Annotated in this window: 24 protein-coding genes; 17 read left to right on the top strand and 7 right to left on the bottom strand. The window is 55.8% G+C overall.

What is annotated here, in order from left to right:
* Window positions 1–32 precede the first annotated feature (32 nt).
* The 3 genes from HX778_RS04290 to HX778_RS04300 all read right to left on the bottom strand — a co-directional run bounded on the left by HX778_RS04290 (window position 33) and on the right by HX778_RS04300 (window position 2,414).
* On the bottom strand, window positions 33–821 hold the full coding sequence (locus tag HX778_RS04290; RefSeq protein WP_176981365.1) for an SDR family oxidoreductase: 789 nt from the start codon (window positions 819–821) through the stop codon (window positions 33–35).
* 173 nt (window positions 822–994) lie between these two features.
* Window positions 995–1,444 (bottom strand): helix-turn-helix domain-containing protein, encoded by a 450-nt coding sequence (locus tag HX778_RS04295; protein WP_176981380.1) that lies wholly within the window; start codon window positions 1,442–1,444, stop codon window positions 995–997.
* A gap of 67 nt (window positions 1,445–1,511) precedes the next feature.
* Window positions 1,512–2,414: a LysR family transcriptional regulator gene (locus HX778_RS04300; RefSeq protein ID WP_176981381.1), complete on the bottom strand. Its 903-nt coding sequence runs from the start codon at window positions 2,412–2,414 to the stop codon at window positions 1,512–1,514.
* A 74-nt stretch (window positions 2,415–2,488) separates the two neighbouring features.
* On the opposite strand from HX778_RS04300, the gene HX778_RS04305 reads away from it, so the two are divergent.
* Window positions 2,489–3,373 (top strand): HARLDQ motif MBL-fold protein, encoded by an 885-nt coding sequence (locus HX778_RS04305; protein WP_176981366.1) that lies wholly within the window; start codon window positions 2,489–2,491, stop codon window positions 3,371–3,373.
* A gap of 92 nt (window positions 3,374–3,465) precedes the next feature.
* Window positions 3,466–4,710: a bifunctional glucose-1-phosphatase/inositol phosphatase gene (gene agp, locus HX778_RS04310; RefSeq protein ID WP_176981367.1), complete on the top strand. Its 1,245-nt coding sequence runs from the start codon at window positions 3,466–3,468 to the stop codon at window positions 4,708–4,710.
* 35 nt (window positions 4,711–4,745) lie between these two features.
* Here agp and HX778_RS04315 read toward each other — a convergent pair whose 3' ends face one another.
* Both HX778_RS04315 and wrbA read right to left on the bottom strand, forming a co-directional pair.
* Entirely contained in the window at window positions 4,746–4,973 is a 228-nt protein-coding gene (locus HX778_RS04315; RefSeq protein ID WP_038473842.1) for a YccJ family protein, read from the bottom strand.
* Window positions 4,974–4,984: 11 nt separating this feature from the next.
* Window positions 4,985–5,581: an NAD(P)H:quinone oxidoreductase gene (gene wrbA, locus HX778_RS04320; protein WP_176981368.1), complete on the bottom strand. Its 597-nt coding sequence runs from the start codon at window positions 5,579–5,581 to the stop codon at window positions 4,985–4,987.
* 377 nt (window positions 5,582–5,958) lie between these two features.
* On the opposite strand from wrbA, the gene HX778_RS04325 reads away from it, so the two are divergent.
* From HX778_RS04325 to rutR, 3 genes are all read left to right on the top strand, one after another.
* Complete coding sequence (locus HX778_RS04325) at window positions 5,959–6,132, top strand: general stress protein (protein WP_008455651.1); 174 nt, start codon at window positions 5,959–5,961, stop codon at window positions 6,130–6,132.
* A 155-nt stretch (window positions 6,133–6,287) separates the two neighbouring features.
* On the top strand, window positions 6,288–7,223 hold the full coding sequence (locus tag HX778_RS04330) for a DMT family transporter (RefSeq protein ID WP_176981369.1): 936 nt from the start codon (window positions 6,288–6,290) through the stop codon (window positions 7,221–7,223).
* Window positions 7,224–7,261: 38 nt separating this feature from the next.
* Complete coding sequence (gene rutR, locus HX778_RS04335; RefSeq protein WP_038473837.1) at window positions 7,262–7,906, top strand: HTH-type transcriptional regulator RutR; 645 nt, start codon at window positions 7,262–7,264, stop codon at window positions 7,904–7,906.
* Window positions 7,907–7,912: 6 nt separating this feature from the next.
* On the opposite strand, the gene HX778_RS04340 is transcribed toward rutR, so the two are convergent.
* Window positions 7,913–8,305, bottom strand: coding sequence for a lysozyme inhibitor LprI family protein (locus HX778_RS04340; protein ID WP_038473834.1), 393 nt, complete (start codon window positions 8,303–8,305; stop codon window positions 7,913–7,915).
* 60 nt (window positions 8,306–8,365) lie between these two features.
* Entirely contained in the window at window positions 8,366–12,328 is a 3,963-nt protein-coding gene (gene putA / locus HX778_RS04345; RefSeq protein ID WP_176981370.1) for a trifunctional transcriptional regulator/proline dehydrogenase/L-glutamate gamma-semialdehyde dehydrogenase, read from the bottom strand.
* Window positions 12,329–12,754: 426 nt separating this feature from the next.
* On the opposite strand from putA, the gene putP reads away from it, so the two are divergent.
* The 12 genes from putP (at window position 12,755) to HX778_RS04405 (ending at window position 25,135) form a co-directional block, all read left to right on the top strand.
* Window positions 12,755–14,263, top strand: coding sequence for a sodium/proline symporter PutP (putP, locus tag HX778_RS04350; protein ID WP_176981371.1), 1,509 nt, complete (start codon window positions 12,755–12,757; stop codon window positions 14,261–14,263).
* A 167-nt stretch (window positions 14,264–14,430) separates the two neighbouring features.
* A complete protein-coding gene (efeU, locus tag HX778_RS04355) occupies window positions 14,431–15,264 on the top strand; it encodes an iron uptake transporter permease EfeU (RefSeq protein ID WP_038473824.1) in 834 nt (277 codons plus the stop codon).
* Between the two features lie 63 nt (window positions 15,265–15,327).
* Window positions 15,328–16,452, top strand: a complete 1,125-nt coding sequence (efeO, locus tag HX778_RS04360) for an iron uptake system protein EfeO (RefSeq protein ID WP_038473822.1) — start codon at window positions 15,328–15,330, stop codon at window positions 16,450–16,452.
* A gap of 5 nt (window positions 16,453–16,457) precedes the next feature.
* On the top strand, window positions 16,458–17,744 hold the full coding sequence (efeB, locus tag HX778_RS04365; protein WP_176981372.1) for an iron uptake transporter deferrochelatase/peroxidase subunit: 1,287 nt from the start codon (window positions 16,458–16,460) through the stop codon (window positions 17,742–17,744).
* Between the two features lie 622 nt (window positions 17,745–18,366).
* Window positions 18,367–19,155: a phosphate starvation-inducible protein PhoH gene (gene phoH, locus HX778_RS04370; protein ID WP_016535779.1), complete on the top strand. Its 789-nt coding sequence runs from the start codon at window positions 18,367–18,369 to the stop codon at window positions 19,153–19,155.
* 265 nt (window positions 19,156–19,420) lie between these two features.
* Window positions 19,421–19,744, top strand: coding sequence for a PTS sugar transporter subunit IIB (locus HX778_RS04375; RefSeq protein WP_008455640.1), 324 nt, complete (start codon window positions 19,421–19,423; stop codon window positions 19,742–19,744).
* 92 nt (window positions 19,745–19,836) lie between these two features.
* Window positions 19,837–21,195, top strand: a complete 1,359-nt coding sequence (chbC, locus tag HX778_RS04380) for a PTS N,N'-diacetylchitobiose transporter subunit IIC (protein ID WP_176981373.1) — start codon at window positions 19,837–19,839, stop codon at window positions 21,193–21,195.
* Between the two features lie 54 nt (window positions 21,196–21,249).
* Window positions 21,250–21,600, top strand: a complete 351-nt coding sequence (gene chbA / locus HX778_RS04385) for a PTS N,N'-diacetylchitobiose transporter subunit IIA (RefSeq protein WP_008455638.1) — start codon at window positions 21,250–21,252, stop codon at window positions 21,598–21,600.
* An 11-nt stretch (window positions 21,601–21,611) separates the two neighbouring features.
* Window positions 21,612–22,448, top strand: coding sequence for a transcriptional regulator ChbR (gene chbR / locus HX778_RS04390; RefSeq protein WP_176981374.1), 837 nt, complete (start codon window positions 21,612–21,614; stop codon window positions 22,446–22,448).
* 90 nt (window positions 22,449–22,538) lie between these two features.
* Window positions 22,539–23,882 (top strand): 6-phospho-beta-glucosidase, encoded by a 1,344-nt coding sequence (locus tag HX778_RS04395; RefSeq protein WP_038473808.1) that lies wholly within the window; start codon window positions 22,539–22,541, stop codon window positions 23,880–23,882.
* A gap of 45 nt (window positions 23,883–23,927) precedes the next feature.
* Entirely contained in the window at window positions 23,928–24,689 is a 762-nt protein-coding gene (gene chbG, locus HX778_RS04400) for a chitin disaccharide deacetylase (protein ID WP_038473804.1), read from the top strand.
* A 101-nt stretch (window positions 24,690–24,790) separates the two neighbouring features.
* On the top strand, window positions 24,791–25,135 hold the full coding sequence (locus HX778_RS04405) for a nitrous oxide-stimulated promoter family protein (protein ID WP_176981375.1): 345 nt from the start codon (window positions 24,791–24,793) through the stop codon (window positions 25,133–25,135).
* Window positions 25,136–25,408 lie beyond the last annotated feature (273 nt).

The following is a 25,408-nucleotide window of genomic DNA, read 5'->3' on the forward strand; positions in this document are numbered from 1 at the left end:
GGCAGATGCCGCCTGACATCTGCCCTGAATGATTAACGCGTATAGCGAGGTGCCGGAATGCCCGTGCGAGAAGCACCAAATAAAGCGAGGCGAGCTTTTTCGTAGGCTTCCCAAAGTTGTTCGTCATGCAGTGGGGGCATGGAAATCGTTTCTCCTTTGTCCAGGCCGACCAGGGCCGCATCAACCATATCTTCAGCAGTCATTATTGAGCCTTCTGGTAATGTTTCCATCGGCATGCCGGATAGCGTCCAAATTTCCGTGGCCGTAGCGGCAGGAAGTACGGCCTGGATATGAATGTTGCTCCCTTCAACCTCTTCTTGTAACCCGCGGGTGAAGTTCAGCACATATCCTTTCGTTCCGCTGTAAACGGCACTTCCCGCCCGGGCATGCAGTGAAAGAACCGACGCGATATTAATCAGTGTCCCACGATGTAATGTTTGAAATAGTTTTAGCGCCGCCAGGCTAAGTCGGGTTAATGACGTGATATTTAACGTTATATCGCTCTGGTGTAATTCGGCATCCCCTGAGGTGAAAGGCGCCATATGCGCGGTACCGGCGTTATTAACCAGCACGCTGATGCGTGGATCTTTAAGCGCTTCTTCGACTGCGGCAATATCCCGATCGTTAACCAGGTCCGCCTTTAGCGTGACCACGGTAATGCCGTGCTGAGCCTCAAGCTTCGCGGCAAGATCGCGCAGGCGATCTTCGCGCCGGGCAACCAGCAGCAAATCAAAACCTCTGGCTGCAAAACGATCGGCATAAACCGCACCAATACCGGAAGACGCGCCGGTAATCACCGCGACGGAACGAGAGTTAGCCATAAAACACCTCATAAGAAATAGAGTAACGTTGATTTGGTTTCATTATGAAACCTTGTGGAAAATGTAGAGGTAATGGTTTTATTATGCAACTAATTTGCAGGTTGTTTTTTCGTTATGCGCAGGAATTGGTAAAGAGGGAATTGCTAAGCACCTGAACAACAGGTGCTTACTTGTCAGGAGGCATGGCGTGCCCGAGTGACGATTTCGCCCGGCTGCAGCTCGCGGCCGTCTTCGGCCTGCAGGGTTAGCTTGCGGATGGGGCGATGCTGCTGGCTGTCTACCAGCACGCTGCGTGTCTCATCCTTGGCATACAGATTTTCGCAGCCCCACTGGGAAAGGGCGGCCAGCACGGTTTGCAGCGCCCGGCCTTTCTCCGTCAGCACGTACTCGCTCCAGGCGCTGCCGTCCGAGGCCGGGCGAAGCTCAAAAATGCCGTTGTCGACGAGCTGTTTGAGGCGAAGGGTCAGCATATTTTTGGCGATGCCGAGGTTCTTTTGGAATTCACCGAAGCGAGACATGCCGTTCAGCGCATCGCGCACGATAAGCAGTGACCACCAGTCGCCGATCACGTCCAGCGTGCGGGCAACCGAACAGACGCTGTCTTCAAGGCTTTTACGTTTCATCATTCCTCCTGGTGGGATCTACAGGTTCTATTATAAAACTTTTTGGTCGGGAAACTGAGCGACAATTTCAACGGTACCAGGCGGTGAGCGCGCGGCGCAGGCTGGCTATCAGCCGGAGCTTCCATTCCACGGTTGACGTCCGGTACTGCAAAAACAGGCTGCCGATGGCCTGGTCCCCGGAAAGCGGCAGCGTAAAAAGCTGTTCTTTGTCGTTGAGCGTGGCAAACCACGGGGCAGGCACAATAGCCATCAGCGGGGCGTGACGCAAGGCGGGCGCAAGCTGGCCGTAATCGCTACAGGTAAACGCCAGCCGACGCCCGAGCCCGGCTCGCGCCTGCTGGCGGTCCAGCTCGTTAACGTCCTGCGGCCAGGGGTGGCAGTAGAAGTGCTCAAACTGCGCCAGCTCGTCGAAGGCCAGAGCTTCACGCCCGCTAAGCCTGGCGTACAGCGGCTGGCCGAAAACGGCGATCAGCCGCGTGCTGCCTATGCGGTCATACTGCAGCGCGCTGACGCGCTTTTGATGATCGCCGACGGCAAGCAGCAAATCTATTTTGCCTTCCAGCAGCTCATCCCGCCAGGCTCGCCGTTCAAAGGTCAGGCACTCGATGATGGCACCGGCCTGATGGCCTTTGCTGGCAAGTTCAGGGGTTAGCAGCACGTTTAGCGCCGGAGGCAGCACAAGGCGAAAGCGCCGCTCTTCCGCGTGCTGTTCACCAAACAGTTCTTCATTGAGCGAAACGAACAGCGGGATTAAGCGCTCTTTAATGCCCAGCGCAAAGGGCGTTGGCACCTGGGCGTTTCCCTCTCTGCGAAAAAGCGGATCGCCCAGCGCCTCACGCAGGCGGGCGAGGGCGTGGCTAACCGCCGACGGGCTAAGCGCGAGCTTCTGTGCCGTTCGGCTGGTTGAGCCGGTGCTGAGCATCACGTACAGCACTTTCAGCAAGTTCATGTCTAATTGCAGGATGTTCACGATCGCGGCTCTCAATTGCATCACACTAAATTGCCCGGCATTATACTGCGCCTCCTGACAAAAAGGAGCCACCCGTGAACCGTTATAGCCTGTTGTTTATCTGCATGATTTCGACCTTCTCTGCCGGCAGCATTGCGGCGCTAAACCCGACCCAGCCGCTGTCCGCCGCGCCGCCTTATTCGCTGTTTGAAGGCTGGGCAAAGCCGGTCAAGCCGTTCCGCATGGCGGAAAACGTCTGGTATGTCGGGACCGAAAATCTCTCGTCCATTCTGATTACCACGCCTGAGGGTCATATCCTGGTGGACGGCGCGCTGGATGCCAGCGCAGAGGGAATAAAAAATAATATCGCCGCACTTGGCTTCAATATTCGCGACCTGCGTTTCATCCTCAATAGCCATGCCAGGTTGGATCAGGCCGGCGGCATCGCCAGACTAAAGCTGTGGAGCGGGGCGAAGCTCATTGCCAGCAAGGCGAATGCGGAGCAAATGGCGCGAGGAGGAAAAGAGGACTTTGCGCTTGGGGACGCGCTGCCGTTTCCGCCGGTAAGCACGGATAAAATTATTCACGATCGCGAGACGCTGACCCTCGGCGGTGTGTCCGCGACGGCGCTGCTGACGCCGGGGCATCTGCCGGGCAGCACTTCATGGCTGTTTACTCTGCCCGACGGCAGCAAGCTTATCTACGCCGACAGCCTGGCTACGCCGGACTATTATCTGGTGGCGAATAAAAATTATCCAACGCTGGTGGACGATATTCGCCATAGCTTTGCCACACTTGTCGCGCAGAAGGTCGACATTTTTGTGGCGAACAAAGGGGAGCGCTTCGGCCTGGCGGATAAACAGGCCCGACTGGCCGCCGGAGATAGCAGCGCGTTTATCGACAGGGACGGGTTACAACGCTATGTAGAACTCTCCCGGCAGCGCTTTGAAGCGCAGCTGAAACAACAAACGGAACAATAGGGCTTTTTGCGATCCGCCGGGCAGGTCGGCTGTCATTTTTCTGTCACAATATATTCTTCACATTTTATTAATCACTCCCTGAGGAATAAGTAATGAAGAAAAAAATTGTTGCCTCATTGCTGGCCGTCGCCTGTATTGCCCCAGGCCTGGCGAAAGCGGAAACCGTGCCTGACGGCTACCAGCTGCAGCAGGTCCTGCTGATGAGCCGTCATAACCTGCGTGCGCCGCTGGCCAACAACGGCAGCGTGCTTGAGCAGTCTACGGCTCAGGCGTGGCCGGAATGGGACGTGCCTGGCGGGCAGCTCACCACCAAAGGCGGCGTGCTGGAAGTGTATATGGGGCATTACATGCGTGAATGGCTGGCGAGCCAGAAGCTGGTGACCAGCGGTGAATGCCCGGCGCCGGAAAGCGTTTATGCCTATGCCAACAGCCTCCAGCGTACCGTGGCCACCGCGCAATTCTTCATTACCGGCGCCTTCCCAGGCTGTGACGTGCCGGTACATCATCGGGAAAAAATGGGCACCATGGACCCGGTGTTCAACCCGGTGATCACCAACACCTCGCCTGAGTTTAAAGACAAAGCCGTGCAGGCGATGGAAAAGCAGCGCACGGAATACAAGCTTGCTGACAGCTACAAACTGCTGGAGCAAATTGTCGGCTATAAAAACTCGCCAACCTGTAAAGAGAAGCAACTGTGTGACCTGTCCGGGCCGAAAGATGCCTTTAGCGCCAACGCCACTCAGGAGCCGGGCGTAAACGGTTCGCTGAAGGTGGGCAATGCCCTGGTGGATGCTTTCACGCTGCAATACTACGAAGGCTTCCCGATGGATCAGGTGGCATGGGGAAAAATCAAGACGGCAGAACAGTGGCGCGTGCTTTCGCAGCTGAAAAACAGCTACCAGGACACCCTGTTCACTTCGCCGGAAGTAGCCCGCAACGTCGCGGCCCCGCTGGTGAAATACATTCAAAGCGCGTTAACGTCGAAAGAGGCGACTTCCGGGCCGAAAGTGACGCTGATGGTGGGGCATGACTCTAACATCGCTTCGCTGCTGACCGCGCTGCAGTTCAAGCCTTATCAGCTGCCGGGGCAGTACGAGCGCACGCCGATTGGCGGCAATATTCTGTTCCAGCGCTGGCACGATAAGAGCAATAACCGCGATCTGCTGAAGGTGGAATACGTTTACCAGAGCGCCGAACAGCTGCGTAATGGCGATGTATTAACCCTGAAGAATCCGCCAAAACGCGTTACGCTGCAGCTGGAAGGCTGCCCGACGGACGCCAACGGCTACTGCTCGTGGGATAAGTTTAGCGAAGTGCTGACTCAGGCCGTGAAGTAAGAAGATGCTGCCCCCGGAAGGGGGCAGCGGAGAGTTTAAACGTTTTTGCGCTCTATGGTTTGTTCGCCCCAGAAGAGCGAGTCCTTATCCGTTTTAGCAAAGGCGAGCGGTAAAACCTCATCGCTCCCTTCTTCCCAAATTTTTTCGGCCAGCTTTTCGTCGTACTTTGCCAGCTCAAAAATGGCTTCTGCAATTTCTGGTGAGGTGTTGCGTAGACTTGCCCATTCGCCAACGTGATGGGCTTTTGCTTGCGTCGTTGTCATCTCTCCTCCCGTTAACCGTTGAGTTTTACAGCCAGACCTGCGACATGTTCCCCCTGGTAGCGGGCTATCGCCAGCTCTTCCTGGCTTGGCTGACGTGAACCGTCGCCGCCGGCAATGGTTGTGGCCCCGTAAGGCGTACCGCCGCGCACCTGCGAGACATCAAACAGTTCCTGCGCCGCGTAGCCGATAGGCACAATCACCATCCCATGGTGGGCGAGCGTTGTCCAGGTCGAGGTGATGGTCTGCTCCTGGCCGCCGCCGGTGCCGGTGGAGCTGAACACGCTGCCCAGTTTTCCGTAGAGCGCGCCGGACGCCCAAAGGCCGCCCGTCTGATCGAGGAAGGTACGCATCTGGCCCGCCATATTGCCAAAGCGGGTAGGGGTCCCGAAGATAATGGCGTCGTAATCGGCCAGCTCCTGCGGCGTGGCGACCGGCGCAGTGTGGGTTTTGCCACCGGCTTTAGCAAAGGCTTCCGGGGCCATGGTTTCGGGCACGCGCTTTATTGTCACTTCCGCACCATCGACCTTTTGTGCACCTTCTGCCACGGCCTTAGCCATGGTTTCGATGTGTCCATACATTGAATAATAAAGCACCAGTACTTTAGCCATCTTGCTTCACTCCTCAGTTGAACTGCAGTTTTGCTGCACTCCTTTAAAGATATGACTTGTGGCGCAGAGTGCAAACCTGAGTGTTCCTTCCTTGATGCATCACAAGCGCAGGCGAAATTTTCACCCTGTAGCATTAGCTAACATTTTTCCGGGTGTTTTTTGACCAGCTATAAGAGGGTGTTATGACCTCGGGTTTGCAGGATAAAACCCCAAGCTCACCGGCATGTTTCTGGATGTTTCTGAATGGAGGTTTAATCGCGTCGGTACACTAAGCTTAGTCCCACGCGGTAACGTTGACGGCATGCTCGTCTGGCCGCGCAATGAAAGACTTCTCTTTTATTGAATGCAAGATGATGTCCTAAATCCGGAGGTTAGAAATGGCAAACCATCGTGGTGGTTCAGGTAATTTCGCTGAAGACCGTGAAAGAGCATCAGAAGCAGGCCGTAAAGGTGGCCAGCACAGCGGCGGTAACTTCAAAAACGATCCGCAGCGCGCCTCAGAGGCTGGTCAAAAAGGGGGTAAAAACAGCCACGGCAGCAAGAATAAATAGCCGTAGCTACGTTCAGTGCGCGCAGGGTAATCCTCGCGCCGACGGTGCCCCAACCGCCGGTTTATCCGGCGGTTTTTTATTTTCTCATTGCAACAAAATGTGACTGGAAGCACTATAGACCCTCGACTTTCACCCTGATGTATCCGGTCTCCCTCATGTCTGCGCCATTAAGCCGTTATAAATTCTCCGTTAAGCCGCAGGAAGCGCTGCTTATCCTCATCACCATGTTCTGGGGCGGCACTTTCCTGGCCGTGCAGTACGCCATGACGATGAGCGACCCGTTCTTCTTTGTTGGCCTGCGCTTTGCTACCGCCGCCGTGGCCGTGGGGCTGCTGTCGCTGAAATCGCTGCGCGGATTAACCTGGCTTGAAATCAAGGCGGGAGTAATGATTGGCGTGGCTATCGCCATCGGCTACAGCATGCAGACCTGGGGGCTGCAAACCATCCCCAGCAGTAAATCCGCCTTTATTACCGCGATGTACGTTCCCGTTGTGCCGCTTTTGCAGTGGATCTGCCTTGGCCGTATGCCGGGCCTGATGTCCTGGATTGGGGTGATCCTGGCGTTTGTGGGCCTTATTTTTCTTGCCGGACCGGAGGGCACCAGCCTGTCGCTGGGTGCCGGGGAAATTATCACGCTGATTGGCGCCGTAGCGATTGCCGCAGAGATAATCCTGATCAGCGTCTGGGCAGGAAAAGTGGACATTAAACGCGTCACCGTGGTGCAGCTGGCGACGGCATCGCTGGTGTCATTTGTGGCGATGGTGCCCGCTGGGGAAAGCGTGCCGCATTTCAGCCCCGGACTGGTGATGATTGCCCTGGGGTTGGGAATTTTCAGCGCCATCATTCAGGTGACGATGAACTGGGCGCAGCGCAGCGTATCGCCGACCCGTGCAACGGTAATTTATACCGGCGAGCCGGTTTGGGCGGGGATCTTTGGCCGCATGGCGGGGGAGCGGCTTCCCGTACTCGCGCTGCTGGGCGGGGCGTTGATCGTGCTCGGGGTGCTGGTTAGCGAGCTGAAGCTCAAGCGCAAGAAAGCAGCGAACGCGGAGCGCGACTGGCAGGAAGATACCGAAGGCGAGGGCGTCTGAGCTATAATTCATGCCAGCGATCAACAAGGAGAGCTCGCATGGCTGAAGCCGCAACTGACAGTAAAACCCCTGGGCGCCGCTCGAAAGCCGTAGCGGCCAAAAAACAGGCCATTCTTGCCGCTGCGCTGGCGTTCTTTTCTCAATACGGCATCCACGGCACCAGCCTTGAGCAGGTGGCCGAGCGGGCCGAAGTTTCAAAGACTAACCTGCTTTATTACTACCCGTCCAAAGAAGCGCTCTACGTTGCGGTGCTCAAGCAGATCCTCGACGTCTGGCTTGCCCCGCTGCGAGCCTTTCGCGAGGACCTGCAGCCGCTGGTGGCGATTGGGGAATACATTCGGCTCAAGCTGGAGGTTTCGCGCGATTATCCGCAGGCGTCTAAGCTCTTTTGCCTGGAGATGCTGCAGGGCGCGCCGCTGCTAAAAGGGGAACTGACGGGGGACCTGAAAGCCCTGGTGGATGACAAGTCGGCGATCATTGCCGGCTGGGTTGCCAGCGGTAAACTTGCCGCCGTTGACCCGCATCATCTTATTTTTATGCTCTGGGCCACGACCCAGCACTACGCGGATTTTGCCAGCCAGGTTGAGGCCGTAACCGGCAGCACGCTGCAGGATGAGGACTTTTTCCGCCGCACGGTGGAAAACGTGCAGCGGATGATTATTGAAGGTATTCGGGTTCGTTAATCAGCTCTATTTCGGGGGCAAGACGCAGCTGACGTCGCCCTCTTCGCATTCCAGCGTGCCCTTCAGCAGTTCGGTGCGTTCGAGCGTTTTATCCGCCAGGCAGTTGGCGCGCACCATCGGGTAGACCGATCCCTGTTCAGCGCCAGAACTCATAAAGTCACAGTCCGCATCGCGGAAGGCTATCCACGCATTCTGCGCTTTTTTAAGCTGCGCTTTTTGCTTGTCGGTTGCCCGGGACATAACTTCTTTATAGGTTTTGTTCAGCTGCTCGTCCTGCTTTTTATACTCTGCGGCATAGCACTGATTCATATCGGCCTGGGTGGTGGCTGCATCACAGCCATCGGCCATCGCGGCCCCGCTCAGCAGCAGCCCGCCAACAAGTAAACACACGCGTTTCATTTCGCTGTCCTCAAATAAAAAAGGGCTCTCAGATGAGAGCCCTCGTATCCTGGCAGACTGTTAGCCGATTGTCATCAGGCTGGCGTTGCCGCCTGCGGCCGCGGTGTTTACGCTCAGTGAACGCTCCACATAAAGACGCTCAAGCAGGATATTGCTTTCGCCACGGGCAAAGCCTTGGACGGAAACAATCGCGCCCGTGCGGGCGGCCACGGCTTCGCAGAGTTTGCGCAGCTGGTCAGAGTCTCCATGGTAAATCACCGCGTCGAACGGCTGTTTCAGCAGCTCTTCCTGCTTCGCAAAATCAATCTGCTGCTGCACGGCTTTCGGCAATTGCTTAGCCAGCTCGCGGTGCAGGCTGTCATCCGCCCACAGCGCACGGCTGCCCACGCTGGTAACCGCCGCAAGCTGCACTAACGCATCGCGTTCGTCGTCGGCAACGCACAGAATGCGTTCACGCGGCAGCAGGGCGTAGGTGTTGCGCTCGCCCGTCGGGCCAGGCAGCACGCGCAGCGTCCCGCTCTGCGCCAGTTCGCCAAACTGCAGGCAAACGGATTTCAGCTCTTCACGGTTGGCTGCCCACTCGCTTAGCGCCTGATGGGCAACCTGCAGGTCACTCTTCAGAGATGCATCCACCGGGGTTTGGGCATCGTGACGGTTAAAGGTGGTTTGTAGCGCATTTTCCGGGCGGTTAGCCAGCAGGCGATACAGATACAGCGGGCCACCGGCTTTTGGACCGGTGCCGGACAAGCCTTCACCGCCAAACGGTTGAACGCCGACCACGGCGCCGACCATATTACGGTTAACGTACATGTTGCCGACGTGGGCGGAGCCGGTGACCAGGGCAATCGTCTCGTCGATACGAGTATGCACGCCGAGCGTCAGGCCATAGCCCGCCGCGTTGATCTGCTTAATTAAGGATTCAAGGTTGTTACGGTTGTAGCGCACCACGTGCAGAACCGGGCCAAACACCTCTTTCTTCATCTCGTCGAAGCTTTCCAGTTCGATAAGGGTCGGAGCGACAAAGGTGCCGGACTGCCATTCGCGCGCGTCCACGCTGTTTTCACGCACGGCCTGGAAGACGGTGCGGCCTTTGGCGCGCATAGCCTGGATGTGCTTCTCAATATTTTGCTGAGCTTCGGCGTCGATAACCGGCCCGATGTCGGTGGTCAGGCGGCCTGGGTTACCCATCCGGCATTCCGCCATCGCGCCACGGAGCATTTGCAGCGTGTGCTCGGCTACGTCTTCCTGCAGGCACAGCACGCGCAGGGCGGAGCAGCGTTGGCCTGCGCTGTCGAACGCAGAGGAGACCACGTCCACAACCACCTGTTCGGTCAGCGCGGAGGAGTCAACGATCATCGCGTTGAGACCGCCGGTTTCCGCAATCAGCGGCGTTGGGCGCCCTTGAGGATCGAGGCGGTCAGCGATATTGCGCTGTAGCAGGGAGGCCACTTCGGTTGAACCAGTGAACATCACTCCGCGCACGCGCGGGTCACCCGTCAGCTGCGCGCCTACGGTTTCACCGCGGCCCGGCAACAGCTGCAGCACGCCCGCAGGCACGCCAGCTTCCAGCAGAATCGCTACGCCCTGAGCGGCAATCAGCGGCGTTTGTTCCGCAGGTTTCGCCAGCACGCTGTTACCGGCGGCAAGCGCGGCGGCAATCTGGCCGGTGAAGATAGCCAGCGGGAAGTTCCACGGGCTGATACACACGACGGGGCCGAGAGGACGATGAGTTTCATTGTCGAAGTCGTCACGTACCTGGCCCGCGTAATAGTGCAGGAAGTCCACGGCCTCACGCACTTCGGCGATGGCGTTGCTGAAGGTTTTACCCGCTTCGCGCACCAGAATGCCGATCAACTGCTGCATACGGCTTTCCATCATCACCGCCGCGCGTTCAAGAATAGCGGCACGCTCCTGCGGTGGGGTGGCAAACCAGATTGGCGCGTGGTTAACGGCATTTTCGAGCGCGAGGGAAACCTCTTCAGTCGTGGTTTCGCGAGTGTAGCCCACGATGTCGGTCGGCTCAGCCGGGTTTTTCACCGGCGTTAATTCGCCTTCAACAACCGGCTGTTCCAGCACAGGCGTGGCCTGCCACTTCTGCGCGGCGCTGTTCAGCAGGGCGGAAGAAAGCGATGCCAGGCGGTGTTCGTTCGCCAAATCCAGGCCGCTGGAGTTGCTGCGTTCCGTACCGTACAGCGCTTTCGGCAGGGCGATTTTAGGGTGAGGCAACCCAGGCTGGCCTTCTTTAACGGCCATAGCTTCAACCGCGCTGACCGGGTCGGCAACCAGCTCGTCCAGCGGCAGGGTTGCGTCGGCAATGCGGTTGACAAAGGAGGTGTTGGCGCCGTTTTCCAGCAGGCGACGCACCAGGTAAGCCAGCAGCGTTTCGTGGGTGCCGACCGGGGCGTAGATGCGGCAAGGGCGGTTCAGCTTGCCGTCAGCCACTTTCCCGACCACCTGCTCATAAAGCGGCTCGCCCATGCCGTGCAGGCACTGGAATTCGTACTGGCCAGGATAATAGTTCTGCCCGGCAAGGTTATAAATTGCCGCCAGGGTGTGGGCGTTATGGGTCGCAAACTGCGGGTAGATAAGGTTCGGCACGGCCAGCAGCTTTTTGGCACACGCGAGGTAAGAGATATCGGTGTACACCTTGCGGGTATAAACCGGGTAACCCTCCAGGCCATCAACCTGAGCGCGTTTAATTTCGCTATCCCAGTAAGCGCCTTTTACCAGGCGAATCATCAGGCGGCGACGGCTTCGGGTGGCCAGGTCGACCAGGTAATCAATCACAAACGGGCAGCGCTTCTGGTAGGCCTGAATAACAAAGCCGATGCCGTTCCAGCCCGCCAGCTCAGGCTCAAAGCACAGCTTTTCCAGCAGATCGAGGGAGATCTCCAGGCGATCGGCTTCTTCGGCGTCAATGTTAATGCCGACGTCATACTGGCGCGCCAGCAGCGTCAGGGATTTCAGGCGCGGGTAAAGTTCTTCCATTACGCGGTCGTACTGCGCGCGGCTGTAGCGAGGGTGCAGGGCGGAAAGCTTGATGGAAATCCCCGGACCTTCATAAATGCCGCGGCCGTTGGAGGCTTTACCGATGGCGTGAATCGCCTGCTGATAAGAGACCATATAGGCCTGAGCGTCGGCGGCGGTCAGCGCGGCTTCGCCCAGCATGTCGTAAGAGTAGCGGAAGCCTTTTTCTTCCAGCTTGCGCGCGTTAGCCAGCGCTTCGGCGATGGTTTCGCCGGTTACGAACTGCTCGCCCATCAGGCGCATGGCCATGTCCACGCCTTTACGCACCAGCGGCTCGCCGCTTTTGCTGATGATGCGGTTCAGAGAGCGGGAAAGGCTCGCTTCGTTATGGGTTGACACCAGGCGGCCGGTAAACAGCAGGCCCCACGTCGCGGCGTTCACGAACAGCGAAGGGCTGCGGCCAATGTGCGAGTGCCAGTTCCCGTTGCTGATTTTGTCGCGGATCAGCGCGTCGCGGGTGGCTTTATCCGGGATGCGCAGCAGCGCTTCCGCGAGGCACATCAGCGCCACGCCTTCCTGAGAGGAAAGAGAGAACTCCTGCAGCAGGCTCTGAACCATGCCCGCGCGGCCAGAAGCCGTTTTCTGATTACGCAGTTTATCGGCCAACTGATAAGCCAGCTTTTGCGTCTGTTCGGCGATGGCCGGAGCCAGGCGAGCCTGCTCAAGAATCATCGGGACTGCGTCGGTTTCAGGGCGGCGCCACGCGGCGGTGATCGCGGCCCGGCTGACGGACTGCGGCAGAATTTGCTCGGCAAAGTCGAGGAACGGCTGCGCCACTTCTTCAGGCTGCGCCGGGGACTCTTCACTCTCATTGGCCGCACCGGCCAGCAGGGCAGGGAGCTCAGGCAGATCGTCGCTGCTTTCCAGGCGTTCCAGGTAATTAAAGATGGCCTGCTTAATCAGCCAGTGTGGCGTGCGGTCAATGCGCGAGGCGGCCTCTTTAATGCGGTCGCGCGTCGCTTCATCCAGTTTTACGCCCATCGTGGTGGTGCCCATACGACAGTCTCCAGGTTAAGGATTATTCGGGGGTTTACTTTGTTAGCCAGCAATATCCATGAAGTTGCAACTTTGTGCAACCTTGTTAAATCGAAGCCGATAATGGGCTCGCAAAAAAGGCGATTTGTTGCCAGTAAGATAAGAAAATCGTCTGGCAGGGCGATAAGCGGAACGCTAGATTTATCGACGAAGTTAACACTTTTTGACGGTGCAACCGTAAAAAATGTGAGCAAGTGCAACCTGGTGAAAAATGCTTACCTAAGGCAGATGCAAACGATGTAAATGCCGTGTTAAATCGTTTGTGAAAAATAAAGGGTTCCGGCAGGATGCATTCCCCATTACATCACGATAACAACACAGCGCCTCGTTCCGGCGCGAAGCAGCCTGTTCAGAGAGAGCAGGCGTAATAGCTATGGAGAAGTCTGAATGACAATAAGCACACCGATGCTGGTGACCTTTCTCGTTTATATCTTTGGCATGATTCTCATCGGTTTTATCGCCTGGCGATCCACCCGCAGCTTTGATGATTATATTCTTGGCGGCCGCAGCCTCGGGAGCGTGGTCACCGCGCTGTCGGCGGGCGCCTCCGATATGAGCGGCTGGCTGCTAATGGGCCTGCCGGGCGCGATTTTTATTTCCGGTATTTCTGAAAGCTGGATAGCCATCGGCCTGACCTTAGGGGCCTGGGTTAACTGGAAGCTGGTTGCCGGGCGCCTGCGCGTTCACACCGAAATGAACAACAATGCGCTGACGCTGCCCGATTACTTCACCGGGCGTTTTGAAGACTCCAGCCGCCTGCTGCGCATCATCTCCGCGCTGGTGATCCTGCTGTTTTTCACCATCTACTGTGCTTCCGGCATCGTGGCCGGGGCGCGGCTGTTTGAAAGCACTTTCGGGATGAGCTACGAAACGGCGCTGTGGGCCGGGGCGGCAGCGACCATCATCTACACCTTTGTGGGCGGATTCCTTGCGGTTAGCTGGACGGATACCGTGCAGGCCAGCCTGATGATCTTCGCGCTGATTCTGACGCCGGTGATGGTGATTGCGGCGGTTGGCGGCCTCGATGATTCTCTGCTGGTGATTAAGCAGAAGAGCATCGAAAACGTCGACATGCTGAAAGGGCTGAACTTTGTCGCCATCGTTTCCCTGATGGGCTGGGGCCTGGGCTACTTCGGCCAGCCGCATATTCTGGCGCGCTTTATGGCGGCAGACTCACACCACACCATCGTTAACGCACGTCGCATCAGCATGACCTGGATGATCCTTTGCCTGGCGGGTGCCTGCGCGGTGGGCTTCTTCGGGATTGCCTACTTTAATAACAACCCTGAGCAGGCCGGAGCTGTGACGCAGAACGGCGAGCGGGTGTTTATCGAGCTGGCGCAAATTCTGTTTAACCCGTGGATTGCCGGGGTGCTTCTCTCCGCGATTCTGGCGGCGGTAATGTCCACGCTGAGCTGTCAGCTGCTGGTGTGCTCGAGTGCAATTACCGAAGACCTTTATAAGGCGTTCCTGCGTAAAGGCGCGAGCCAGAAGGAGCTGGTGTGGGTGGGGCGCATGATGGTGCTGGTGGTCGCGCTGGTGGCGATTGCGCTTGCCGCTAACCCGGAAAACCGCGTGCTGGGCCTCGTCAGTTATGCCTGGGCAGGATTTGGTGCCGCATTTGGCCCGGTGGTCCTGTTCTCCGTAATGTGGTCACGCATGACCCGCAACGGGGCGCTGGTGGGGATGATTGTTGGGGCAGCCACCGTGCTTATCTGGAAGCAGTTTGGCTGGCTGGGGCTGTACGAAATTATTCCTGGCTTCGTGTTCGGGAGCCTGGCAATTGTGGTGGTAAGCCTGATGGGCAAAGCGCCGTCGGCCTCCATGCAGAAGCGTTTTGCCGAAGCGGATGCGGTGTACCACACTCCGCCTCCGGGCAAATTGCAGACCGACTAACAGACGATGTTTTACAGGGGCCGGATCATCCGGCCCTTTTTACATCTGGTCATAAATATGTCATCCCCCTCTCTTGTTTTTCTTATCAGCGCTAATGATAATCACAATCGTTATGGTTTACTTTTCTTTACGTCAATTGACTTGTATTCACATCTGAGGTGTCAGGCATGTTTGTTCCATTTCTCATCATGTTACGCGAAGGGCTGGAGGCGGCGCTCATCGTCAGCCTGATTGCCAGCTACCTGAAGCGTACCCAGCGCGGCCAGTGGATAGCCGTGATGTGGATTGGCGTCTTTGCCGCCGCCGCGCTCTGCCTGGGCCTCGGTATCTTCATCAATGAAACCACCGGTGAGTTCCCGCAGAAAGAGCAGGAGCTGTTTGAGGGGATTGTGGCGGTGATTGCCGTGTTTATCCTCACCTGGATGGTGTTCTGGATGCGTAAAGTGTCCCGCAACGTCAAAGTGCAGCTGGAGCAGGCGGTTGATAACGCGCTGCACAGCAAAGGCAACCACGGCTGGGCGCTGATCATGATGGTCTTTTTCGCCGTGGCGCGTGAAGGCCTGGAGTCGGTGTTCTTCCTGCTGGCCGCTTTCCAGCAGGACGTCGGTATTTGGCCGCCGCTGGGCGCGATGCTTGGCCTGGCTACCGCGGTGGTGCTTGGTTTCCTGATTTATTGGGGCGGGATTCGTCTCAACCTTGGCGCATTCTTTAAATGGACCAGCCTGTTTATTCTGCTGGTGGCCGCAGGCCTTGCCGCCGGTGCCGTCCGTGCATTCCACGAAGCCGGACTGTGGAACCATTTCCAGGATATCGCTTTTGACATGAGCAACACGCTCTCCACCCACTCGCTGACCGGCACGCTGCTGGAGGGGATTTTCGGTTATCAGGAAACCCCAACCGTGAGCGAAGTGGCGATGTACTTCATCTATCTGATTCCGGCGCTGGTGCTGTTCTTTATACCGCCGCGCGTGAACAACCAGGCGACCAATACGGCTCGTTAATTGATTTACGGCGGGCCGCCCGCCGTTTAGTGATAACTACTCATTGCTTAATAGGGATAGGTCATGACCAAACATTTTCGTCTGAAGGCACTGCACGTTGCGCTGCTCGCGCTTGTCTCTTCTTCGTTTGCCGCGCAGGCGGCAGATATTCCCCAGGTAAAAGTCACCGTCACCGATAAACAGTGTGAGCCGATGAGCGTCACCGTGAATGCCGGGAAGACTCAGTTCATCATCCAGAACAATAGCCAGAAAGCGCTGGAATGGGAGATCCTGAAAGGGGTGATGGTGGTGGAAGAGCGTGAAAACATCGCGCCGGGCTTCTCCCAGAAGCTGACCGCCAACCTGCAGCCGGGCGAATACGACATGACCTGCGGCCTGCTGACCAACCCGAAAGGCAAGCTGGTGGTGAAAGCTTCCGGCAAGCAGGAAGCGCCTAAAACCGATCTGCTGGCGCTGACCGGCCCAATCACCGAATACAAAGCCTATGTGACCGCCGAAGTCGCCGAGCTGGTGAAAGGCACCAAAGCCTTTACCGACGCGGTGAAAGCCGGTGATTTAGAGAAAGCGAAATCCCTGTATGCGTCAACGCGCCAGCATTACGAGCGTATTGAACCGATTGCCGAATTGTTCTCCGATCTCGACAGCAGCATCGATGCCCGCGAAGACGACTTCGAGAAAAAAGCGGACGACCCGAAATTCACCGGCTTCCACCGTCTGGAGAAAATCCTCTTTGGCGATAACACCACCAAAGACGCCGCGCAGTTTGCCGACAAGCTGAACGCCGACGTGCTGGATCTACAAACTCGTATTTCCGAGCTGGCCTTCCCGCCAAGCAAAGTGGTTGGCGGCGCTGCCGGTCTGATAGAAGAAGTAGCGGCCACCAAAATCAGCGGTGAAGAAGATCGCTACAGCCACACTGACCTGTGGGACTTCCAGGCGAACGTTGACGGCGCGCAGAAAATCGTTGATCTGCTGCGTCCTCAGCTGACCAAAGAGAACCCGGCGCTGCTGGCGAAAATAGACGCTAACTTCAAGAAAGTTGACGCCATTCTGGCGAAATACCGCACTAAAGACGGGTTTGAAACCTACGACAAGCTGACGGATAACGATCGCAAAGCGCTGAAAGGGCCAATCACCACGCTTGCGGAAGACCTGTCCCAGCTGCGTGGCGTGATGGGTCTGGACTGAGCATCATGAGTGATAAGGACAACACCGGCGCGCACCAACCGGCGCGCCGCCAGCTTCTGAAAACACTGGGCGCCCTTGGGGGCGCTTTTGCCGTGGGCGGCGGTTGCCCGATGACGGCTCACGCGGCAAATCCTGCTTCTTCCCCCGGCACGCTGCCGCCGGACGGTCGCCTTGAAAACCAGCCGCTTTATGGCGAGCACCAGGCCGGTATTCTGACGCCTCAGCAGGCCGCGATGATGTTGGTCGCCTTTGACGTGCTGGCCAGCGACAAAGCCGAGCTTGAGCGCCTGTTCCGCCTGCTGACCGCGCGTTTTGACTTCCTGACCAGCGGTGGCCCGGCGCCGGATACGCCTAATCCACGACTGCCGCCGATGGACTCGGGCATTCTTGGGGCGGAAATCTACCCGGATAACCTGACGATCACGGTGTCCGTCGGCAGTTCGCTGTTCGATGAGCGTTTTGGCCTGCAAAAACAGATGCCGAAAAAGCTCCAGCAAATGACCCGCTTCCCGAACGATTCGCTGGATGCCGGGCTGTGCCACGGCGATCTGCTGCTGCAGATTTGTGCCAACACCAACGACACGGTGATCCACGCGCTGCGCGACATCATCAAGCACACGCCCGATCTCCTCAGCGTGCGCTGGCGGCGGGAAGGGTTTATCTCCAACCATGCGGCACGCAGCCGTGGGAAAGAGACGCCGATCAACCTGCTGGGCTTCAAAGACGGCACGGCCAACCCGGACAGCCATGATAAGCCACTGATGGATGACGTGGTGTGGGTGACGAAGCAGCAGCAGGAGCCTGCCTGGGCTACCGGCGGCAGCTATCAGGCGGTGCGCATTATTCAGTTCCACGTTGAGTCCTGGGACCGCACGCCGCTGAAAGAGCAGCAGACTATCTTCGGGCGCGATAAGCACAGCGGCGCGCCGCTGGGTATGAAGAATGAGCATGATGTGCCGGACTATGCCGCCGACCCTGACGGCAATATGATTGCGCTTGATGCCCATATCCGCCTGGCAAACCCGAGAACCAAAGAGACACAGTCGGGGCTGATGATGCGCCGGGGCTACAGCTATTCGCTCGGTGCAACCAAATCCGGCCAGCTTGATATGGGGCTGCTGTTCGTTTGCTACCAGCATGACCTCGAAAAAGGGTTCCTGACGGTGCAGGGCAGGTTGAACGGTGAGGCGCTGGAGGAGTACGTGAAGCCGATTGGCGGTGGGTATTTCTTCGCACTGCCTGGCGTGCCGGATAAGCAGCATTATCTGGGGCAGGGGATGATGGAGGCATAGTTAATGCCGTACCGGCGATGAGAGCCGGGAACAAATCTTCCCCTCACCCCAGCCCTCTCCCCGAAGGGGAGAGGGGGAAAACAGCCATTCTTTCAGAGAGTAGGTGATGCAAATTTTCATTTGCTAACAATTCACCCCCTTATTATTCATTGCAATTCCCTATGACTATCCCGCTGATATATTTCTGTAATATTGGTGTGCGAAAAAGGTACACAGCAGCGGATTTCGATTTAACGTTACTTAAAAGTGAAATTTATGTTGCATTTTGGGTGATGTTTGTTGTACTTAAAGCAAAAGAGCGGTAGTTCCCTGCTGTGACGTTTAATCACTACGGAGATCGCGAATGGTTGGGTCCTGTACTGGACGGTTACTTAAACACTTTACCCGCACTACCCAGCGCGGAGGCCTCTCCTCCGGCTTCGCTATCTTCACCGCTAAATTTCCCCATTCAGAATCAAATCAGTGTCCTGACGGTGCGTCGGGCGACATTTCGCGTTCGCTTAATGCACCCTCTCAACCGGCAGTTAATGGCTTACAAGGAAGCCAAACCTCATCCGTTAGTGAGCATAATCGCGCCTGTCCTGTCGGCGCGGGCAATGAAACCAACTGTAAGGTGCCATCCATGGGAAGACAGAAAGCTGTGATCAAAGCTCGTCGCGAAGCAAAACGTGTGCTGAGACGGGATTCACGTAGCCACCGGCAGCGTGAAGAGGAATCGGTCACCACGCTTGTGCAGATGAGCGGCGTAGAATCGATAGGCATGGCTCGCGACAGCCGCGACCATTCACCTATCGAAGCGCGTAATGAAGCTCAGGCGCACTATCTTAATGCCATCGAGAAAAAGCAGCTGATTTTTGCTACCGGCGAAGCCGGCTGTGGCAAGACGTTTATCAGCGCAGCGAAAGCCGCTGAGGCCCTGATACATAAGGATGTCGACAGGATTATCGTTACCCGTCCGGTGCTGCAGGCCGATGAAGATCTCGGCTTCCTCCCCGGTGATATTTCAGAGAAGTTCGCCCCGTATTTCCGCCCGGTGTATGACATCCTGGTGCGACGTTTAGGGTCGTCTTTTATGCAGTATTGCCTGCGGCCTGAAATTGGTAAGGTTGAGATTGCGCCGTTCGCCTATATGCGCGGACGTACTTTTGAAAATGCCGTGGTTATTCTGGATGAGGCGCAGAATGTCACCGCAGCGCAAATGAAAATGTTCCTCACCCGCCTCGGGGAAAACGTGACGGTTATCGTCAATGGCGATATCACGCAGTGTGACTTACCCGCAGGCGTGCCGTCCGGTTTAAGTGATGCACTAAACCGTTTCGAAGAAGATGAAATGGTCGGCGTTGTTCGCTTCGGTAAACAGGATTGTGTGCGTTCGGCCCTCTGCCAGCGCACGCTGAACGCCTACGACTGACGGTCTTCAACAATTTAGTGAAAAGCCCAAACTTCGGTTTGGGCTTTTTTATTTGCGCGAATTATTTGGCCAAACTGTGAAGGGGGTCATAACACCAGGTCAAGGAGAGACAATTTATGAGAGCCAGGAATTATCTCTCAAGGGAAACCATGCCGTATACTTTCCTCAAGCAGAGACAATAGTCTCGCCCCACAAACCCGCTTTGGAACAGCAACAATACGTCACGGAAGTCCGTTACAGCGTATTGAGACTTGAGGAACAACTTATGCAAAAGAAAAAAATTTACCTGTTCTGCTCCGCTGGGATGTCAACCTCGCTGTTAGTGACCAAAATGCGAGCGCAGGCCGAAAAGTATGAAGTTCCGGTAGAAATTGAAGCATTCTCTGAGTCTTTAGCCAGCGAGAAAGGGAAGCACGCGGACCTCGTTTTACTCGGGCCACAAATTGCCTACATGCAGGCAGATATCAAGAAATTGTTGCCCACCAAGCCTGTAGAAGTTATCGATTCTGCTCTGTACGGTAAAGTCGATGGGCTGGGTGTGTTGAAAGCGGCTGTGGCAGCAATTAAGAAAGCAGCGGCCGAGAGTTAATTTTTTATTCTTGTTTTGTTTAATTTTCCGTCAAAGAGCGACTTACACCTACAGCCGTAATAATAATTACGGCTTTCAAGGATATTTATAATATGAGTAAAGTCATTGATTCACTTGAGAAGGTTCTCCTGCCTTTTGCTGTAAAAATAGGAAAGCAGCCTCACGTTAATGCCATTAAAAATGGTTTTATTAAATTAATGCCATTAACCCTAACCGGGGCAATGTTTGTTCTGATTAACAACGTATTCCTGAGCTTCGGCGCAGGATCATTTTTCTACTCGTTAGGCATCCGTTTAGACCCCGAGACCATTGAAACCCTGAATGGGTTTAAAGCTATCGGCGGCAACGTGTACAACGGTACGTTGGGCATTATGTCGCTGATGGCGCCTTTTTTCATTGGTATGGCGTTAGCTGAAGAAAGGAAGGTCGATCCTCTCGCGGCGGGCTTATTATCCGTAGCAGCCTTTATGACCGTTACGCCTTATAGCGTGGGCGAAGCCTATGCCGTGGGCGCTAACTGGTTAGGCGGCCAGAACATTATTTCCGGTATGATTATCGGTCTGGTGGTCGCCGAGCTGTTCACCTTTGTTATACGTAAAAACTGGGTTATTACCCTGCCGGATAGCGTGCCGACCTCGGTGGCGCGTTCATTCTCGGCGTTAATTCCAGGCTTCCTGATTCTGTCTATCTTCGGGATCATCTCCTGGGCGCTGTCTCACTACGGCAGCAACTTCCACCAGATCATCATGGACTCCATTTCGACTCCTCTGGCGTCAATGGGTAGCGTGGTTGGCTGGGCGTACGTAATTTTCAACTCCCTGCTGTGGTTCTTCGGTGTTCACGGTTCTCTGGCGCTTACCGCACTGGATAACGGCATCATGACCCCATGGGCGCTGGAAAACGTGGCGCTGTACCAGCAGTACGGTTCTGTAGAAGCCGCTATCGAAGCGGGCAAACAGTTCCACTTCTGGGCGAAACCAATGCTCGACTCCTACATCCTGCTGGGTGGTTCTGGTGCGACGCTGGGTCTGATTATCGCTATCTTCATCGCCTCTCGCCGTGCCGATCACCGTCAGGTGGCTAAGCTGGCGCTGCCGTCAGGCATCTTCCAGATTAACGAACCGATTCTGTTTGGTCTGCCGATCATCATGAACCCGGTGATGTTCATCCCGTTCGTTGCGGTACAGCCGATTCTGGCTGCCATCACCCTGATTGCGTACTCCATGGGTATTATCCCGCCGGTCACCAACCTGGCTCCGTGGACCATGCCTACCGGCCTGGGCGCCTTCTTCAACAGTAACGGCAGCGTCGCTGCTCTGCTGGTGGCGTTGTTCAACCTGGGTGTCGCCACGCTGGTGTACATGCCGTTCGTTATCCTGTCCAACAAGGCACAGGCGGTTATTGAAGAAGAAGAAAGCGAAGAAGATATCGCTAACGCATTGAAATTCTAAGTTCAAAGGGGGAGGGAATGCCTCCCCCATTTTCAGAATCCGGGGAGCAATATTATGTTTGATTTAGACAACGTCGTTGAAACTGAAGTAGAAGTGGACGATCTCGAAGAAGTGGTGATGGGCTTAATCATCAACTCTGGACAGGCCCGTAGCCTGGCTTACGGTGCGCTGAAAAAGGCCAAGCAGGGTGACTTCGCCGGGGCTAAAGAGATGATGGATCAGTCCCGGACCGCGCTGAACGAAGCGCATCTGGTGCAGACTAAGCTGATTGAAGGCGACCAGGGCGAAGGCAAAACCAAAGTCAGCCTGGTGCTGGTACACGCTCAGGACCACCTGATGACCTCGATGCTGGCTCGCGAGCTGGTGACCGAGCTGATTGAATTACACGAGAAAATGGACAAGTAGCAGGTCAGCATATGCAGCCAGAGATAGACAATATGGAAATCAACATTGTTCGTGAAAGCCAGCTGTTTAACGGCAAGTGTTTCCATGCGTTTATCTACACCAAAGAAGAGAGCGTGAGCGGGCTGCATCAGCATGACTACTACGAATTTACCATTGTTTTGACCGGGCGCTATTACCAGGAAATTAACGGTAAGCGTGTGCTGATGGAGCGAGGCGATTTTGTCTTTATTCCCGTCGGTTCCCACCATCAGAGTTTTTACGAGTTTGGTGCGACCCGGTTGTTTAACGTAGGTATCAGCCAGCAGTTCTTTGAGCAGCATTATATGCCGCTGCTGCCGTCCCATCTGGTGGCCTCTCAGGTGTATCAGATTAAGGATGAATTCCTGACGTTTATGGAGTCGGTGATTGCCTCGTTTAATTTCCGCGATGGGGAATTTAACGAGTTTCTCGAAATGGTGAGCTTTTATGTCGTGAATCGACTGCGCCATTATCGTGAGTCGGAAAATCAGGATGATATTCCGCTGTGGTTAAAATCCACCGTTGAAGGGATGCATGACAAAATGCGCTTTGGCGATAAGGCCTTATTAAACATGGTCGCGCTTTCGGGTAAGTCGCAGGAATATTTAACGCGCGCCACGCAGCGCTATTATGGCAAGACGCCGATGCAGATTATTAATGAAATCCGCATCAATTTTGCCAAGAAACAGCTGGAAATCACTAACGCTTCGGTAACCGATATTGCCTTCGAATCCGGTTATAGCAGCCCCAGCATGTTTATTAAGAACTTTAAGAAAGTGACTTCTTTCACGCCAAACAGTTATCGGAAGAAATTGTACAGCATTAATTAAGGTGCTGATTAACTACCACTGTCAATATTGAGTTTTTATTAACTTATTCAATTTTCTAAATACGGCGCCAGGCGCCGTACGGGAGCCTATATGACTAAGAAATTAAAAGTTGTTACTATCGGTGGCGGCAGCAGCTATACCCCAGAATTACTCGAAGGCTTTATTAAGCGCTACCACGAATTACCGATCACCGAACTTTGGCTGGTGGATGTCGAAGCCGGGAAAGAGAAGCAGGATATTATTTTCAATCTTTGCCAGCGCATGATTGAGCACGCCGGTGTGCCGATGACGGTACACAAGAGCCTCGACCGCCGCGAAGCGCTGAAAGATGCAGATTTCGTGACCACCCAGCTGCGCGTTGGCCAGCTGAAAGCGCGTGAGCTGGATGAGCGTATTCCGCTGAGCCACGGCTATCTCGGCCAGGAAACCAACGGTGCGGGCGGCCTGTTCAAAGGGCTGCGTACCATTCCGGTCATTTTCGACATCATCAAAGACGTGCAGGAAATCTGCCCGGATGCGTGGGTTATCAACTTCACCAACCCGGCCGGTATGGTGACCGAGGCGGTATTCCGCCATACCAACTTCAAAAAATTCATCGGCGTGTGCAACATTCCTGTTGGCATGAAGATGTTTATTACCGACGTCCTGAAGCTGACCCCGGAAGATGACCTGGGCATCGATCTCTTCGGCCTGAACCACATGGTGTTCATTAAAGACGTGCTGGTGAACGGTGAATCTCGCTTTGCCGAACTGCTGGACGGCGTAGCCAGCGGCAAGCTGAGCGCGAACTCGGTGAAAAACATCTTCGATATGCCGTTTAGCGAAGGGCTGATTCGTTCCCTGAACCTGCTGCCGTGCTCCTACCTGCTGTACTACTTCAAGCAGAAAGAGATGCTGGCTATCGAAATGGGCGAGTTCTACAAGGGCGGGGCGCGCGCCTCCGTGGTACAGAAGGTCGAAAAACAGCTGTTTGAGCTGTACAAAGACCCGAATCTTGACGTGAAGCCGAAAGAGCTGGAGTTGCGCGGCGGGGCTTACTACTCTGACGCGGCGTGCGAAGTGATCAGCGCTATCTACAATGATAAGCAGACCGAGCACTATGTGAATATTCCGCACCACGGCCACGTGGACAACATTCCGGCCGACTGGGCAATCGAGACGACCAGCATCATCGGTCGCGATGGTGCCAGACCGCACCCGCGTGTGACCCATTTTGACGAGAAAGTGATGGGGCTTATCCACACCATCAAAGGCTTCGAAGTGGCCGCGAGCCAGGCCGCGCTGAGCGGTGAATTTAACGATGTGCTGCTGGCGCTGAACCTGAGCCCGCTTATCCATTCCGACAAGGATGCTGAGGTGATTGCCAAAGAGATGCTGCTTGCCCATAAAGCGTATCTGCCAAACTTTGCCAAAGCCATCGAAAAACTGGCTTAATGTCTTGCCCTCCCCGGACGGGGAGGGCCACTCAAGAGGGATGCTATGGACCGCTTACTGATTATTAATGCCGATGACTTTGGCCTGAGCAAGGCGCAAAACTACGGCATTATCGAAGCGTTTCACCACGGTGTGGTGACGTCGACCACCGCGCTGGTTAATGCCGAAGCCATTAAACACGCCGCCGGGCTGTGCGCTCGTTATCCGGGTCTGGGCGTAGGCATGCACTTCGTGTTGACGCTTGGCCAGCCGCTGACCGGGATGCCGGTGCTGACTCGTGGGACCGGCGTGCTGGGCAAAGGGATCTGGGAAATGGCGGAACAGGGTCGGCTGGACCTGGACGAGATCGGGCGCGAGCTTGAAAGCCAGTATCAGCGCTTTATTGATATTTTTGGCATTGAGCCAACCCACCTTGATAGCCACCATCACGTGCACATGATCCCGGAAATTTTCCCTATCGTGGCCGCGTTTGCTAAGGCGAAAGGGATCCCGCTACGCGTGGATCGCGATGCCGCTGCCCGGGACAACATTTCGCTGACCGGCGTGCGTTCTACCCAAGGGTTTACCAGCGAGTTTTACGGTGATGCGATATCTGCAAGCCTGCTGCTGGAGAGCGTGGATGCTTCCGCGCAGCGCCAGGAAGCCTCGCTTGAGGTGATGTGCCACCCGTCATTTGTGGATAATACGCTGCTGAAAAGCAACTACTGCTACCCGCGTCTGGCGGAGTTGGAGGTGCTGACTTCTGCGGCGCTGAAGTACGCTCTTGCCGAACGAGGCTACCGTCTGGGCACCTTCCGCGACCTCTAACCCCAATTCTCCCTTCGGCCCGCTGTCGATAAGGTGTATTATTATTGCATCTTATCGACAATCATTGGCCGTGCGATTTACCGGTCAATCAGGTACTGCCCATGTCCGGAAAACGTCTTCAGCGCGAGAAGCAAACCATCGCTAAAATGCTCACTCTCTATGAGCGCCAGAATCCCTCCGCCAGCGCCGGGCCAGGCCACTACCAGCGGCTTTATGAGTATGCCGCCAAAAGGCTGGAACGCTGCGCCTTTGGCGAAGAAAAACCCGCCTGCATGCATTGCCCAATCCACTGCTATCAGCCTGCAAAACGTGAAGAGATGAAGCAGGTGATGCGCTGGGCTGGCCCACGAATGCTGTTTCATCATCCGATTCTGACCATGCTTCATTTGATTGACGACCGCCGTCCGGTGCCGCCGTTACCTGAGAAATTCCAGCGTAAAAAATAGCGATGGGAGGCCTGCAATATGCGAAAAAAAGCCCGCATTTGCATGCGAGCTCTTCTTTAAATGTGGCGGTGAGAGAGGGGCTTACTCGCGCCGTCCATGGCGCTCGCCCTGCGGGTCGCCGGAGGCGGTACAAAACGGCTGTCCTGCCGTTTTGGCGAACCCTGTCGAGGGTTCTCACCCACTCTCTGTCGTGAGCAATATGCGAAAAAAAAGCCCGCATTTGGACTGACCCCATAAAGTTGGACAGTTCATGTTAAGCGGCTATCGGGGTCT

It is taken from the genome of Cedecea sp. P7760, assembly GCF_013386425.1.
Taxonomy (GTDB): Bacteria; Pseudomonadota; Gammaproteobacteria; order Enterobacterales; family Enterobacteriaceae; genus Cedecea; species Cedecea selenatireducens.